The sequence below is a fragment of the Pseudomonas aestuarii genome (genome assembly GCF_027988105.1).
GTDB classification, from domain to species: domain Bacteria; phylum Pseudomonadota; class Gammaproteobacteria; order Pseudomonadales; family Pseudomonadaceae; genus Aquipseudomonas; species Aquipseudomonas aestuarii.
The window spans coordinates 111018-125335 of sequence record NZ_JAQJZJ010000007.1 but is presented as its reverse complement, the minus strand read 5'-3'; the positions used below and the strand labels follow the sequence as shown (position 1 = coordinate 125335).

14 protein-coding genes are annotated in these 14318 nt (G+C 60.3%); 2 read left to right on the top strand and 12 right to left on the bottom strand.

Features of this window, described 5'->3' with window-relative positions; all coding sequences use genetic code 11:
* Position 1: 1 nt before the first annotated feature.
* The 5 genes from PH586_RS15765 to PH586_RS15745 all read right to left on the bottom strand — a co-directional run bounded on the left by PH586_RS15765 (position 2) and on the right by PH586_RS15745 (position 5500).
* Positions 2–1726, bottom strand: coding sequence for a vWA domain-containing protein (locus PH586_RS15765; protein ID WP_271348711.1), 1725 nt, complete (start codon positions 1724–1726; stop codon positions 2–4).
* Positions 1727–1806: 80 nt separating this feature from the next.
* The gene (locus tag PH586_RS15760; protein ID WP_271348710.1) at positions 1807–3246 is read right to left on the bottom strand and encodes an aminotransferase-like domain-containing protein; all 1440 of its coding nucleotides are present in this window, start codon (positions 3244–3246) and stop codon (positions 1807–1809) included.
* Positions 3247–3496: 250 nt separating this feature from the next.
* A complete protein-coding gene (locus tag PH586_RS15755) occupies positions 3497–4312 on the bottom strand; it encodes an OmpA family protein (protein ID WP_271348709.1) in 816 nt (271 codons plus the stop codon).
* The gene (locus tag PH586_RS15750; protein WP_271348708.1) at positions 4312–4662 is read right to left on the bottom strand and encodes a DUF4398 domain-containing protein; all 351 of its coding nucleotides are present in this window, start codon (positions 4660–4662) and stop codon (positions 4312–4314) included. The genes PH586_RS15755 and PH586_RS15750 overlap by 1 nt, the downstream gene beginning before the upstream one ends.
* Positions 4663–4672: 10 nt before the next feature.
* A complete protein-coding gene (locus PH586_RS15745) occupies positions 4673–5500 on the bottom strand; it encodes a substrate-binding periplasmic protein (protein ID WP_271348707.1) in 828 nt (275 codons plus the stop codon).
* A 114-nt stretch (positions 5501–5614) separates the two neighbouring features.
* Here PH586_RS15745 and PH586_RS15740 point away from each other — a divergent pair, with 114 nt between their 5' ends.
* Positions 5615–6553, top strand: a complete 939-nt coding sequence (locus PH586_RS15740) for an alpha/beta fold hydrolase (protein ID WP_271348706.1) — start codon at positions 5615–5617, stop codon at positions 6551–6553.
* Positions 6554–6628: 75 nt separating this feature from the next.
* Here the strand turns inward: PH586_RS15740 and PH586_RS15735 are convergent, their stop codons facing one another.
* Complete coding sequence (locus PH586_RS15735; RefSeq protein WP_271348705.1) at positions 6629–7558, bottom strand: electron transfer flavoprotein subunit alpha/FixB family protein; 930 nt, start codon at positions 7556–7558, stop codon at positions 6629–6631.
* Positions 7559–8308 carry an electron transfer flavoprotein subunit beta/FixA family protein gene (locus PH586_RS15730; protein ID WP_271348704.1) on the bottom strand — a complete coding sequence of 250 codons (750 nt, stop codon included), beginning with the start codon at positions 8306–8308 and terminating at the stop codon, positions 7559–7561.
* 320 nt (positions 8309–8628) lie between these two features.
* On the opposite strand from PH586_RS15730, the gene PH586_RS15725 reads away from it, so the two are divergent.
* Positions 8629–10293: an electron transfer flavoprotein-ubiquinone oxidoreductase gene (locus tag PH586_RS15725; RefSeq protein ID WP_271348703.1), complete on the top strand. Its 1665-nt coding sequence runs from the start codon at positions 8629–8631 to the stop codon at positions 10291–10293.
* A 71-nt stretch (positions 10294–10364) separates the two neighbouring features.
* Here PH586_RS15725 and PH586_RS15720 read toward each other — a convergent pair whose 3' ends face one another.
* The 5 genes from PH586_RS15720 to PH586_RS15700 all read right to left on the bottom strand — a co-directional run bounded on the left by PH586_RS15720 (position 10365) and on the right by PH586_RS15700 (position 14268).
* Positions 10365–10934: a DUF1285 domain-containing protein gene (locus PH586_RS15720; RefSeq protein WP_271348702.1), complete on the bottom strand. Its 570-nt coding sequence runs from the start codon at positions 10932–10934 to the stop codon at positions 10365–10367.
* Positions 10935–10944: 10 nt separating this feature from the next.
* Positions 10945–11547 carry a DUF4823 domain-containing protein gene (locus tag PH586_RS15715; protein ID WP_271348701.1) on the bottom strand — a complete coding sequence of 201 codons (603 nt, stop codon included), beginning with the start codon at positions 11545–11547 and terminating at the stop codon, positions 10945–10947.
* A gap of 64 nt (positions 11548–11611) precedes the next feature.
* Complete coding sequence (locus PH586_RS15710) at positions 11612–12502, bottom strand: radical SAM protein (RefSeq protein WP_271348700.1); 891 nt, start codon at positions 12500–12502, stop codon at positions 11612–11614.
* A gap of 69 nt (positions 12503–12571) precedes the next feature.
* Positions 12572–13540 (bottom strand): GTP 3',8-cyclase MoaA, encoded by a 969-nt coding sequence (locus PH586_RS15705; RefSeq protein ID WP_271348699.1) that lies wholly within the window; start codon positions 13538–13540, stop codon positions 12572–12574.
* An 89-nt stretch (positions 13541–13629) separates the two neighbouring features.
* Positions 13630–14268: a TetR/AcrR family transcriptional regulator gene (locus PH586_RS15700; protein ID WP_271348698.1), complete on the bottom strand. Its 639-nt coding sequence runs from the start codon at positions 14266–14268 to the stop codon at positions 13630–13632.
* Positions 14269–14318: the final 50 nt, after the last annotated feature.

Sequence of the window (14318 nt, the reverse complement as noted above, 5' to 3'; positions counted from 1 at the left end):
CTCAATCGACCTTGGCAGCGCTGGGCGCGGGGAATGAAGCCGGAGTTTGCAGGCTTTGCGCCAGCTCGACCAGCTGGACAAACTCGCCGCGCAGGCCAAAGCGGTCCTCGCCCTTGCCGCTACGGGCCAGCTCGGCGGTTGCTGGCAGCTCGAACGCACCGGTGTAGCGCCCGCCTTTCAGCTGCTGGGCAAAGGCGGCGACGGCGGCGGCGAAACGCAGATCCTCGCTGGCCCGAGCAATCGTCGCGGTGGTGCGCTGCGCCTCGATGGGGATTTCCAGCAGCTTGCTGTTGCCCTGCTGCGGCGCCTTGAAGCGGATGCGCAGCAGCGCCAGTTCGCCCTGCTTGCCGGTGGCTTTTTCCGCCTGCCGATAGCGCAGCGGTTCCAGCCAGCCCTTATTGCCAGCCGGGACTATTTCATAGAGCGCGGTGACCGTATGGCCGGCGCCGATCTCGCCGGCATCGACCTTGTCGTTGCGGAAATCTTCCCGCTTCAGCGCGCGATTCTCATAGCCGAGCAGGCGGTACTCGCTGACCCGCGCCGGGTTGAACTCGACCTGGATCTTCACGTCCCTGGCGACGGTGGCCAGGGTCGAGCCGAGCTGATCGACCAGCACCTTGCGCGCCTCGCGCAGGTTGTCGATATAGGCGTAATTGCCATCGCCGGCATCGGCCAACTGCTCCATCAACTGCTCGTTGTAGTTGTCGGTGCCGAAGCCCAGAGTGGTCAGGGATATCCCGCTCTTGCGCTTGTCCGCCGCCAACTGCTTGAGCGTCTCGAAATCGCTGATGCCGACATTGAAGTCGCCATCGGTGGCCAGCAGGATGCGGTTGATGCCGTTCTCGATAAAACCCTGCTGCGCCTGCTGATAGGCTAGCTGAATGCCCGACTCGCCGGCCGTCGAACCGCCAGCGCGCAACTGATCGATAGCCGCGCGGATCCTGGCCTTGTCGCTGCCAGCAGTCGGCTCCAGCACCACGCTGGACGAGCCGGCATAGACCACCAGGGACACCTTATCCTCGCTGCGCAACTGCTCGACCAGCAGCTTCAGCGTGCTCTGCACCAGCGGCAGCCCTTCGCGCCTGCCCATCGAACCGGAGACATCCACCAGAAACACCAGATTGGCCGGCGGCATGGCCGCCACCGACAGATCCGCCGCCTTGATCGCGATACGCAGCAGCCGGCTCTGCGGGTTCCACGGCGTCACCGCCAGTTCGGTGCCGACGCCAAAGGGCGTATCGCCGGTCGGCAGCGGATAGGCATAGGGGAAGTAATTTACCAACTCCTCCAGCCGCACCGCCTCGGCCGGCGGCAACTGGCCCTGATTGAGAAAACGCCGGACGTTGGCGTAGCTGCCGGTGTCCACGTCGACACTGAAGGTCGACACCGGCGTTTCGGCCACCGCATGCACCGGGTTATCGGCGAGTTTCTGGTACTGCTCGCGATATTGCTCGCGGAACGCCGACGGCAGAGAGTCCGCCATAGAAGCCCCAGATTGACCCGCCGCCGGCCGCGAAGCGACGACGGCCTGACGCTGCAACTCGGTTTTCTGTGCCCGCGGCAACGCCTGGGGTTGCTCAACGGCGGCTACTGCCAACTCCCGATCAACAACTTGAACCTGCGGCGGCTCCGATTGAGCGGCATTGCAGGCGGCCAGGGTCAGCAGCAGACTAGCGGCAAATCCCTGCAGCAGCGGTTGCGGATGTAACGCACGATTCCTCGACATGATGCATCTCCTTGGGGCGAAAAAGCTCTTCGCCCTGGTAGACGCAATACCTTGCCTATTCGGGTTAACCACGAGGTCATTCAGCTACTCGCCGTTGCCTCCTGACACAACTGGCTGGCCAGCATGCCCAGGGTCATCAAGGCCCGCTCGGCTTCGCGGTTCCAGGGGATGCCACAATTCAGGCGCACGCAGTGATTGAACTGTTCGGTGTTACTGAAGATCAGCCCCGGCGCGATGCTGATGCCCTGCTGCAAGGCGCGCACGTGCAGGTCCTTGGTGTTGACCCGTACCGGCAGGCTGATCCAGAGGATGAATCCGCCATTGGGCCGAGTCATCTGCGTGCCTTCAGGGAAATATTGCTGAATCGCCAACTGGAAGGCGCTGAGGTTCTTGCGGTACTCCTGGCGAATGTAGCGCAGGTGACGGTCGTAACCGCCGTTCTCCAGGTAGGCGGCCACCGCCATCTGCGTGACGCTGCAGGCTGAGTGGGTGCTGAACGTCTGCAGGCGCTGGATCTCGTCCTGGTATTTGCCGGCGATGATCCAGCCGATGCGCACCCCCGGCGACAGGGTCTTGGAGAAGCTCGAGCAATACACCACCCGCCCTTCCCGGTCATGTGACTTGAGCGCCTTGATCGGCCCCTGCTCGAACATCAGTTCGCCGTAGATGTCGTCCTCGACGATCTGGATATCGAAATCCCCGGCCAGGCGCAACAACTGCTTCTGCCGCGGCTCGGGGATGCTGCCGCCGAGCGGATTGCTCAGGCGTGCGGTCAACACCAGCGCCTTGATCGGCCACTGGCTGGCCGCCAATTGCAAGGCCTCCAGGCTGATCCCCGTGGCTGGGTCGCTGGGTATTTCGATGACCTTCAAGCCCAGCAGGTCGGCCAGCTGCAGCAGGCCGTAATAGGTCGGCGACTCGGTGGCGATCAAGTCCCCCGGCTTGGTCAACACCCGCAGTGACATCTGCAGCGCATCGACACAACCATGGGTAATCACCACTTCCGATGGATCGACCACAACGCCGGCATCGCGCATACGAATCGCCACCTGGCGACGCAGCGGCTCGAATCCGGGGCTGAACATATAGCTGAAGGCGCGCGGGCTCTGAAAGCGGGTGACCTTGGCCAACTGTTGGTGCAAGGCACGCACCGGCAGGTAGTCGACATGCGGCACCGCTGCGCCGAGGGGAAACACGCCCTCGCGGCGCGACTCGGTGAGGATCTGATTGATGATGCTGCTGCGCGTCACCAGGCTGGGACGCTCGACCCGGGCGATATCCGGGGTCGGGGCGGTCAGGGCCGGGGTCTGGTGCACGTAGAAGCCGGACTGCGGGCGCGCGCGGATCAGCCCCTGGTCCTCCAGGTTGGCGTAAGCCTGCAAGACCGTGGCATGACTGACACTCAGCTGCGAGCTCATTTTGCGCACCGACGGTACCCGCTCTCCCGGCTGATAGACGCCGCGGCGGATATCTTCCGCCAATTGCTGGGCGATACGCTGATAGAGCAACAGACTGGTCATGGCCGCTTTCCCGCTTTATTGAACCCATACAGTAACCCGGCGAACCCAGGGTGCACCGGTACAGTCCTGTAAATTGTGGACGACACAGCGGTGATACGCCAGTGACTGTAGCGGAACAATTCAACATCAAGTCAACTGTTTTGGAATTACTCACACCCTCTGAAAGGTGGCGATTCTGGCAACCAGCTGTGATGAATCGAGTGCAGTAAAAAGCCTCGGCGCGTCGGGGCTTTTTGGGTAATACGCTACTTCAGCGTGCGGAGCTCAGCCGCCCCAACTCGTCGGAGAACACAATCTCGACACGACGGTTTTGTGCACGCCCCCTGGCCGACGCATTCTCGGCCACCGGGAAGCTTTCACCATGGCCTTGCACCTCGATGCGCGCGGTATCGACCCCCAGATCTACCAGGACATCGGCGACGGTTTGTGCCCGTGCGCGGGACAGCTTGAGGTTTTCCAGCTTGTCGCCACGGCTGTCGCTGTAGCCCTCGATACGCACCACCCGACGCGGATTGAGCTGCAGGAACTGCACCAGCTTCAGTACTGTGCGATTGGCCGAGGCCTTCAACTCGGCCTGCCCCGCATCGAACAACACATCGCCAAGGGTCATCACCAGACCACGCTCGGTCTCGCCGGCTGTCAGGCTGAGTATCTGCTCTTCCAGCCAGTTGCTCTGCTCCTGCACGCTGAGCAGCTTGGCCTCACGCAGGGCCAGTTGCAGGCGCTGACGGTCCAGTTCGAGCTTGGCCGCCCGATCCTGATTCAGGCTCAGGACACTGTTTTGTTCGGCGATTTCGCTGTAACGCAGACTGAGATAGGCGTAATGGCTAACGTCATCCGTACTGCCCCAATAGCTCGACAGGCGGTCTGCACGGGCCAGGGATTCGCCCGCACGGATCACATCCTTCGGTGCGCTGCGCAGCACATCGGAATTTTCCCTTACCGCCTGAAAGCTGCTGCGGGCCGCCTCGAGTGCCTCATTGCTGCTCTGCTGCTGCGAACCCGCGCAACCACTCAGTAACAACGCCAACAAAGCGCTTGCCAGCATCTGGACCCGAGCACTCATCACAGCGTCCCCAACTGCTTGCGCAGGCGATTGATGCGGTTATTCAGTTCGTCCAGCTGATCTTGACTTTTCTGCGTCAACACCCGAGCTTCCGCCAGGCGGGCATCCAGTTCGGCCTGCTCGGCAAGTACCCGCGCATCCTTGAAGGCGTCACGCTGCATGGCAGCCTGAGCCTGCAACAGCTTGGCTTCGGCCATTGCCAGTTCAGCTACTTGCTCATCAGCACCAACCGCTTTGGCTTGTGCCAAGGCTTGCTCGCTGAGCCGCAATTGCTCGGTAGGCGCCGGGTCGCTGGCGCAACCGGTCAAACTCAGCACCACCAGTGCGGCACATGAAAATCGATTAATCACAAAAAACTTCCTACGGGTTCGGGACGCTTGCGGGTTGCAACTGCTGCTCTTTCCAGCGCAATAGGTTGCGCTGCAGCAGGGTGTCCGGCAGACCGGCAGCGACCAATTCTGTCATCTTTATCGCCAGTTGTCCGCGCAGCCAGGAGTCGTTGCATGCCGAGTTGTGCGACAGGGTCAGGTATAAACCCTCGCTCGAAATAGGCGGATCCAGCACCAGCAGGTCATCTTCCAGGCTCAGCGTTTCAGCCAGAGCCAGACCGGGGAAACGCTCGTAGAGGACATAATCGGTACGACCCAGCATCAGCTTCTGAAATGCCTGAGTCAGGCTGGATACACCCTCCAGGGTCAGATTGGCCTTGGCATAGGCGTCGAAAAGCTGACCGAAGCTGTTATTCACCAACGTCCCGCCTGTGCGGTCATGCAGGTCAGCCCAGCTGGCGTAGGGAAACTCCGCACCTTTACGCACCCAGACCACGCTCGGGGTGAAGAAAAATGCCGGGTGCACATAATCCATGGCTTCCAGACGCGGCAAGGTCAGAAAAGCACCGGCGATCAAATCGACCCGCCCGGTACGCACCTCATCTTGTGCACGAGACCAGGGGCCGGTATAGATCACATCGATCACCAGATCCAACTCTTTGGCCAGATGCTTGAGCAAGTCTGCATTAGCACCGATCAACTGCTGCGGATTCTGCGGGTCACGCCATAAATAAGGCGGATACTCCGGATTGCCAGTGGCGACCAGGCGCTCACACTTACCTGCGGCTGCACTCAGCCCCGGCAACAGGACCACGCCAAGAAAAATCAATACAGATTTCAATAACCTACGTTCGAGCATGGCGACTTCTCGACTGAACTGTTGATGGACTTTCGGGACAAGCGAACAGTGATAAATGTAGCCTGCATGTTAGCTTACAGGTGGCTTAATAATAATTAGCGATAAGGGCGCACCATGAAAAAACTGCTACTCGGCTTGATATTGCTGCTTGGCGGAGCCGCTGCAACGCTCTATTTCTGCCCCGCCGCGCTCCTGGTCACGACGCAACTGATCGAACAGCAGCGGGCAGATCTCAGCGCCAAACAGTTGACCGTCAGCGATCTTAGCATTCATTACTACCAAGGCGGCCCGAGCAACGGCGAAACCATTCTGATGATCCATGGCTTTGCTGCCAGCAAGGACAACTGGCTGCAGTTTGCCCGTTACTTCACCGAGGACTACCAGGTGATAGCCCTGGACTTGCCCGGCTTCGGCGACAGCAGCAAGCCCTACGCCAGCTACGACATCGGCACTCAAGTCGAACGCCTCGCCGCGTTCACTCAAGCCTTGAAGATCAAGAAGCTGCACCTGATCGGCAATTCGATGGGTGGCCATATCAGCGCCCTGTATGCCGCTCGCTACCCCGAGCAAATCCTGTCGGTAGCCCTGCTCGACAATGCCGGCATCGACGCGCCAAAAACCAGCGAGCTGATTGAGCGCCTCGAACACGGCGAACCCAATCCGCTGATCGTCAAAACGCAGCAACAATTCGATCAGTTGCTGGAGCTCCTCTTCGTCCAAGTGCCGAACATACCCGAACGCCTCAAGCACTACCTGGCAGCACGAAGCATCGCTAATAGTGCGTTCAATGAACGGATCTTCGCGCAACTGGTCAGTCGCTATATTCCGCTCGAACCCGTACTGCCGAAGATTCAGGCACCGACCCTACTGCTATGGGGGGCGCAGGACAGGGTGCTGGATGTTTCCAGCATCGAGGTTATGCAGCCGCTCCTGCGGCGACCCAGCGTGGTGATCATGCAAAACTGCGGGCACGCCCCCATGATCGAGCGCCCCGAGGAAACCGCCGAGCACTACCGGGCGTTTCTGCATAGAGTCGCAGCAGAGCCTGAATAGTGCGCAGCCAAGACAAATCGCACACAAGAAAAAACCCGCTCAAGGCGGGTTTTTCATGGAGCCAGGAAAACCGGCTTACACCAGTTTCTCGAACTCCGGGATGGCCTCGAACAGGTCAGCGACCAACCCGTAATCGGCCACTTGGAAGATCGGCGCCTCTTCATCCTTGTTGATCGCGACGATCACCTTGGAGTCTTTCATGCCCGCCAGGTGCTGGATCGCGCCGGAGATACCGACGGCGATGTACAGCTGCGGTGCGACGATCTTGCCGGTCTGACCGACCTGCATGTCGTTGGGCACGAAACCAGCGTCGACGGCGGCGCGCGAGGCACCCACGGCGGCGCCGAGTTTGTCGGCCAAGGCATAGAGGTGCTTGAAGTTGTCGCCGTTCTGCATGCCGCGACCGCCGGATACGACGATCTTGGCAGCGGTCAGCTCCGGACGATCGGACTTGGCCAGCTCTTCGCCGACGAACATCGACTTGCCGGCGTCGCCGCCAATAGCCACAGCCTCAACGGCAGCGGAACCGCCCTCAGCCGCAACCGGATCGAACCCGGTGGCTCGCACGGTGATCACTTTCACCGCCGCCGAGGATTGCACGGTGGCGATGGCATTACCGGCATAGATCGGACGCTTGAAGGTGTCCGCGCTTTCAACGGTAATGATTTCCGAGATCTGATCAACGTCCAGCTGAGCGGCAACCCGCGGCAGGATGTTTTTGCCGTTGCTGGTGGCAGCCGCCAGGATGTGGCTGTAACCAGCACCCAACTCGGCAACCAGCGGCGCGACATTTTCCGGCAGCTGATGAGCGAAAGCAGCGTTGTCGGCAACCAGGACCTTGGCCACGCCAGCGACTTTGCCAGCCGCTTCGGCAACTGCGCCACAACCGCTACCGGCCACCAGCACATGGATATCACCACCGATGGCTTGCGCCGCGGCAATGGTATTCAAGGTGGCAGGCGCCAGGGCCGCGTTAGTGTGTTCTGCAACAACTAAGATAGCCATTTAGATTACCTTCGCTTCGTTCTTCAGTTTCTCGACCAATTCAGCCACCGACTTGACCTTGATGCCGGCGCTACGAGTAGCAGGCGCTTCGACTTTCAGGGTCTTGACGGTAGAAGTGGTGGCAACGCCCAGGGTTTCAGGGGTGAGCACTTCCAGCGGCTTCTTCTTGGCCTTCATGATGTTCGGCAGCGATGCGTAGCGCGGCTCGTTCAAACGCAGGTCGGTAGTCACGATCGCCGGCAGGTTCAACGCCACGGTCTGCAGGCCGCCGTCGACTTCGCGAGTCACGTTGACCTTGTCGCCGGTCACTTCCACCTTGGAGGCGAAGGTGCCTTGGGCGTAACCGCTCAGGGCGGCGAGCATCTGGCCGGTCTGGTTGTTGTCGCTGTCGATCGCCTGTTTGCCGAGGATCACCAGTTGCGGCTGCTCCTTGTCGACCACGGCCTTAAGCAGTTTGGCCACGGCCAGGGAATTCAGCTCATCGCTGGACTCGACCAGAATGGCGCGATCGGCGCCCAGTGCCAGGGCGGTACGCAGCTGCTCTTGGGCAGCCGTCGGACCGATCGACACCACGACGATTTCGCTGGCCACGCCTTTTTCTTTCAGGCGCACCGCTTCTTCCACGGCGATTTCGCAGAAGGGATTCATCGACATCTTGACGTTGGCAAGATCAACGCCGCTGTTGTCCGCCTTGACGCGAACCTTGACGTTGTAGTCGACCACTCGTTTGACAGCTACAAGAACCTTCATGGATTCCTCGTTACTCTCCGGTGAATAGGAATGTCGCCAGAAGCGAACATAGCGGGTAATGCACATCGGCCGGAACCGACCTTCAGCCCAGACGGCGAACGCAAAACCGCCCGTATCTTGACTGCACGGCCTGGCCCGGTCAATACAATGAGTCGGCCAGCCATCCGAGATGTAGTAGGATTCTAACAGGACTACAACATTTTCAAACAAACGTTTGTATTGGCCCGTTCGGAGGGTGTAGATATAATGCGCCCGCATCGCCCAGGGAACGAGCCTGATCGCCAAATTAAAATTAGAGAGCCTTGAGTAGGAGATAGCCTGTGGAACGCGAGTTTATGGAATTCGACGTCGTCATCGTCGGCGCCGGCCCAGCCGGCCTGTCCGCCGCCTGCCGACTGAAGCAGAAAGCCGCCGAAGCGGGCAAGGAAATCAGCGTCTGCGTGGTTGAAAAAGGCTCCGAAGTCGGTGCGCACATCCTCTCCGGCGCGGTGTTCGAGCCGCGCGCGCTGAACGAACTGTTCCCCGACTGGAAAGAGCTCGGCGCACCGCTGAACACCCCGGTCAAGCGCGACGACATCTATCTGCTGAATAACGCGACAAAGGCCAGTCGAATCCCCGACCTGTTCGTGCCCAAGACCATGCACAACCAGGGCAACTACATCATCTCCCTGGGTAATCTGTGCCGCTGGCTAGCCCAACAGGCCGAGAACCTGGGTGTGGAAATCTACCCCGGCTTCGCCGCTCAGGAAGCGCTGATCGATGAAAAGGGCTCGGTTTACGGCATTCTCACCGGCGACCTGGGCGTCGACCGCGAAGGCAATCCGAAGGAGGGTTATTACACCCCCGGCATGGAATTGCGCGCCAAGTACACCCTGTTCGCCGAAGGCTGCCGTGGCCATATCGGCAAGCAACTGATCAAGAAGTACAACCTCGATAGCGAAGCCGACGCCCAGCATTACGGCATCGGCATCAAGGAAATCTGGGATATCGACCCGACCAAGCACGAGCAGGGTCTGGTGGTACACACCGCCGGCTGGCCGCTGTCGCTGGTCGACAGCGATAACACCGGCGGTTCCTTCCTCTATCACCTGGAGAACAACCAGGTGGTGGTCGGTCTGATCGTCGACCTGTCCTACAGCAACCCGCACCTGTCGCCGTTCGATGAATTCCAGCGCTACAAGCACCATCCGGTCATCGCCCAGTACCTGGAAGGCGGCAAGCGCGTTGCCTACGGTGCGCGCGCCATTGCCAAGGGCGGCCTCAACTCGCTGCCAAAGATGGTATTCAACGGCGGCGCGCTGATCGGCTGCGACCTCGGCACCCTCAACTTCGCCAAGATCAAGGGCAGCCACACCGCCATGAAGTCCGGCATGCTCGCAGCCGATGCGGTGGCCGACGCGCTGTTCGCCGGACGCGAAGGCGGCGACCAGCTGACCGGCTACGTCGACGCCTTCAAAGCCAGCTGGCTCTACGACGAACTGTTCCGCAGCCGCAACTTCGGTGCAGCGATCCACAAGTTCGGCGTCCTCGGTGGCGGTGCCTTCAACTACCTCGACCAGAATATCTTCGGCGGCAAGATCCCCTTCACCCTGCACGACACCAAGCCGGATTACGCCACCCTTAAACCGGCGGCCGAGTCGAAGCGAATCGACTACCCGAAACCGGACGGCAAGCTCAGCTTCGACAAGCTCAGCTCGGTATTCCTCTCCAACACCAACCATGAAGAGGAACAACCCTGCCACCTGAAGCTCACCGACCCGAGCATTCCGCTGACCAAGAATCTGCCGCTGTACGACGAACCGGCACAGCGCTACTGCCCGGCCGGCGTGTACGAAATCGTCACCCTGGAAGACGGCGAGAAGAAGTTCCAGATCAACGCGCAGAACTGCGTGCACTGCAAGACCTGCGACATCAAGGACCCAGCCCAGAACATCAACTGGGTGGCACCGGAAGGCGCCGGCGGGCCTAACTACCCCAATATGTAAGATGCGCAAAAAAGGCTCCCGCGGGAGCCTTTTTCTTGAGCGCCGCAGCGTGCGCCCTTTTTTGCCGAGCCCTAGGGCTCTGGCCCAATCGGGAAGAACTCGCCACTGCTCCACACCCCCAACCAGGTCTTACCGTCGATCTCGCGCGGCACCGCCAGCTCGACCAGCTGATAAAACACATTGCGGTGAATCAATGCCTCCAGGTTGCTGCGCACATGCACGTAGGGCGCCGGCTCCTGGGTCTGTTCATCAAGCACCACGCGCAGCGGATGCTCGGCGCCGGCGATGGCCTCCTCCTCGACGTTAGTGGTGAAGCGCAGCACCTGCGCCTCGCCCTCACCGTCCACCTGCAGACTGACGGCAACGAAGGGCGCATCGTCGACCTTGATGCCGACCTTCTCCACCGGGGTGATCAGGAAGTAATCGTCACCATCGCGGCGGATGATGGTGGAGAACAACTTGACCATCGGCTTGCGCCCGATCGGGGTGCCCATGTAGAACCAGCTACCGTCACGGGCGATGCGCATGTCGATATCGCCGCAAAAGTCCGGGTTCCACAGATGCACGGGCGGCAAGCCCTTCTTCTCGCTTTTGGGAATCTGCGCCAGCAGGTCGCCGGCTTTTGTGCCTGAGTCGGTCATGCGGGTTTCCTTAGCGGCTCAGCCCAATCAGGCTGCGGGCATAATCGCGCAGCGGCGGACCGAGCAAATCTTCTGGTTTGGCATCATAGAACGTCAGGAAGCCGCCAAGGTTGCGAATTCGCGCAGTATCGACCAAATAACGGGTATTGGTCTCGATCAGCATCAACTGAATGACGCTACGGTCGGTGCCGAGCCGATCCAGCGCCTGCTGATCCGCCCACTCGTCCCCGTTGCCGATACGATCATCGGCATAGGCAAAGCGGGTGTAGAGCAGATAATGCGCGCCGGCGGCGCGCGCCTGCCCCATGGCCTCCTCCAGCCCGGCCGGGCCGCGCGCCCGACGAACCAGCGGGAAATACTCGACGAAACCCTTGAATGCCTCTTCCGCCACCACATTCGGGCGCGGATAGGCTGCGCCGGGGGGAACGAAGTGCCCTTGGGCGATATAGATGAAGGAGTCCTGTTGCAGGCGCCGCGAGGCCATGCGCTCGGTTCTCCCATGATCGAGAAAACCGGCATCGCGCAATTGATAGGCGGCGCCATCGGCCAAGTCGCTGACCTTCATGCAACCGCCCAGGGCCAACAGTGCCAGGACTAACATCAGACTGCGCATCACTCTCCTCCCGTGCCGGCGACGGAATGCCGGCGGATAGCGCAGTAATGCAGATTCCACGCCATTACAGGCCGCGCTGCCACTCCTGACGCAACCCGGCGCCCTGCGGCTGTTCGATGGCGGCGCGCACCTGCGCCAGCAGACGCGGCTTGTCCTCACCCAGGATGCCTTTGAGTACCAGATAGTTGGAGGCATGATCGCTGCGAAATACCGTGTCGCGCAGTTCGAGGCCACGCAACAGACGCTCGACCTCAATGAACAGCTGCTGCTGGCCCAACGCCTGATAATCGGCGAACGCCTGGCGAAAACGTGCCTCGCCCTGGGGAAAGCTGACTACCAGGGTCGAGAGGAATTCCGGTTGCGCGGCATTCATCAGACGCGCCGAGTTATCGGCATGCTGCCCGCTTAAGGTGATTCCACCAAGACCATTGAGGATCATCACCGAACGCGTAATCCCGGCCTGGCCAAGCTTGTCCAGGGCACTCAGACTGGACTCGAAGGTTTCGCCCTTGTTGACCCGCGTCAGCACCTCATCGTCACCCGACTCGCAGCCTACATAGGCCATACGAAGCCCGGCATCGGCCAGTTCCTTCAGTTCATCGACCGATTTCTTGCGCAAATTGCGCGGCAGGCAATAGCTGGAGACCCGTTCGACACCCGGCATGTACTCACGAATGGCCGATAGGATGACCAGCAAACGTCGCGTCGGCAGCACCAGGGCATCGCCATCGGCAAGAAACACCCGCTGCACGATCAGCCGCTCACCGGCGCGGCGAATTTCGTCCAGCACCTCCCGCTCATCCCGGGCGCGGAATTTCTTCTGACCCTCGGTGTACATCTCGCAAAAGGTGCAGTTATTCCAGGAGCAGCCGTTGGTCACCGGCAGAATCAGCGAGTGGGCCTCGCTTGGCGGGCGGAATACCGGTTCGATATAGGCAATCGGGAAATCAGTCATACTTTTTAGCGTCAAGCCAGGATGCCTTGCCCAACCAATAGAAATCACCCCTTTTGCGGCTTGCGACGCTCACCCTCCAATAATCTTCATGACGGTCACGCCCCCGGAAAAGGCCACCTCCTGCTTGTCACCCAGCGCCTTGACCAATAACCCCTGCAACGCAGGTAAAGCCTGGTGACGCGGCTTATCGAGCAGGTCGCCGACATAGTGGCGGTTGCTCGACGACAGACAGCCATGCAGCCAACCAGTCGACGACAGGCGCAAGCGTGAACACGTCCGGCAGAACGGCACACTTTCATTGGCAATCACACCGAAAAACCCCTGCCCCGGCACCTCGTAGCGCAACGCAGTGGCATCCACCGGCGCATTGGCCTGGATATAGTCATAGCGCTCGCCAATCATGGCCAACAGCTCGGGCATGCCGACGAACTGGCGCAGGAAACTGTTGCCGTCACGCGCCAGATGGCCCATGCGCATCAGCTCGATAAAGCGCAGCTCGAAACCGCGCGCCAGACAATAATCCAGCAACGGCAGCACCTGATCGAGGTTCTGCCCGCGTAGCGGCACCATATTGAGTTTGATCCGCATGCCGGCGGCATGCGCTTCGTCCAACCCAGCCAGGACAGTGGGCAGATCACCGCCGCGGGCAATGGTCCGGAAAGCAACGGGATCAAGGGTATCCAGGGAAACGTTGAGGCGGCGAATGCCGTTTTCCAGCAGCAACGGCAGCTTGCGCGAGAGCAGCTGGCCGTTGCTGGTCAGACTGATATCGGCCAACCCCAGCGGGCTGACGCCGCGCAGAAACGCCTCCAGCTTCGGACTGACCAGGGGCTCGCCACCGGTAATCCGCAGACGCTCGATACCCGCAGCTTCGATCAGGTAGCCGACGCCACGCACCATGGCCTCGGCGGACAGCTCGTCCTGCGCCGCGACCAGGCGCTTGCCGTCGGGCACGCAGTAGGTACAGGCGTAATTACAGGCGGCGGTCAGACTTACTCGCAGATTGCGAAAGCGTCTACCTTGGCGGTCAACAATCATGGAGGACTCCGATTAACAGTACTCGGAGTATATCGCCGCATTCCGCTATGGCACATGCACTGTATGCGCTATCAACCGGACGAATACCGTCAACTAGACGGGGTTTCGCTGTCTCGCTTGCGCTTGTTGCCCATGCGCACGCCGATATCCATGAGGAACTGGAAGAATCCCTCCTGATCTTCCAGCACATTGCTCCAGAACGGCGAGTGATAGAGCGCCACGGCGCCATGCACCAACGCCCAGGCCGCGCAATAATGGAAATAGGGTGGCACGTCTTCCAGTTTGCCTTCGGCGATACGGCCCTTGATCAGCTGAGTCAGACGTTCAAAATTGGAGGCGCGGATCTTGTGCAACTGCTCGACCAGTTCCGGCACCTGATTGCCCTTGACCACCTTTTCTTCCAGGCGGTCGAACAAGCGGTAGCGTTGCGGATCGCGCATGCGAAACTCGAAGTAGGCGCGTGACAGCGCTTCCTTATCACGGTCGATGTCGGCCGAGTGCAGCAACTCGTTCAAGTCACGCTCATAGTCGAGCATCAAGCGCAGGTAGATCTCCGCCTTGGACTTGAAGTGCTTGTAGATGGTGCCTTTGCCGATACCGACGGCGTCAGCGATCATCTCGACAGTAACGCTGTCTTCACCCTGCTCAAGGAACAGTTTCAACGCTGTGTCGAGAATTTCCTGTTCGCGGCGGCGAAACTCACGGACCTTACGGGGTTCATTCTGCATAAGAAGGACTAAGAGGTCGAAAATCGAAGCCGAGTATTATGCCTAACTAG

Bases quoted from the DNA above. Each gene is read 5' to 3' on its own strand.
- PH586_RS15765 (WP_271348711.1), bottom strand. From the start codon at position 1,726: ATGTCGAGGAATCGTGCGTTACATCCGCAACCGCTGCTGCAGGGATTT.
- PH586_RS15760 (WP_271348710.1), bottom strand. From the start codon at position 3,246: ATGACCAGTCTGTTGCTCTATCAGCGTATCGCCCAGCAATTGGCGGAA.
- PH586_RS15755 (WP_271348709.1), bottom strand. From the start codon at position 4,312: ATGAGTGCTCGGGTCCAGATGCTGGCAAGCGCTTTGTTGGCGTTGTTA.
- PH586_RS15745 (WP_271348707.1), bottom strand. From the start codon at position 5,500: ATGCTCGAACGTAGGTTATTGAAATCTGTATTGATTTTTCTTGGCGTG.
- PH586_RS15740 (WP_271348706.1), top strand. From the start codon at position 5,615: ATGAAAAAACTGCTACTCGGCTTGATATTGCTGCTTGGCGGAGCCGCT.
- PH586_RS15735 (WP_271348705.1), bottom strand. From the start codon at position 7,558: ATGGCTATCTTAGTTGTTGCAGAACACACTAACGCGGCCCTGGCGCCT.
- PH586_RS15730 (WP_271348704.1), bottom strand. From the start codon at position 8,308: ATGAAGGTTCTTGTAGCTGTCAAACGAGTGGTCGACTACAACGTCAAG.
- PH586_RS15720 (WP_271348702.1), bottom strand. From the start codon at position 10,934: ATGACCGACTCAGGCACAAAAGCCGGCGACCTGCTGGCGCAGATTCCC.
- PH586_RS15715 (WP_271348701.1), bottom strand. From the start codon at position 11,547: ATGCGCAGTCTGATGTTAGTCCTGGCACTGTTGGCCCTGGGCGGTTGC.
- PH586_RS15710 (WP_271348700.1), bottom strand. From the start codon at position 12,502: ATGACTGATTTCCCGATTGCCTATATCGAACCGGTATTCCGCCCGCCA.
- PH586_RS15705 (WP_271348699.1), bottom strand. From the start codon at position 13,540: ATGATTGTTGACCGCCAAGGTAGACGCTTTCGCAATCTGCGAGTAAGT.
- PH586_RS15700 (WP_271348698.1), bottom strand. From the start codon at position 14,268: ATGCAGAATGAACCCCGTAAGGTCCGTGAGTTTCGCCGCCGCGAACAG.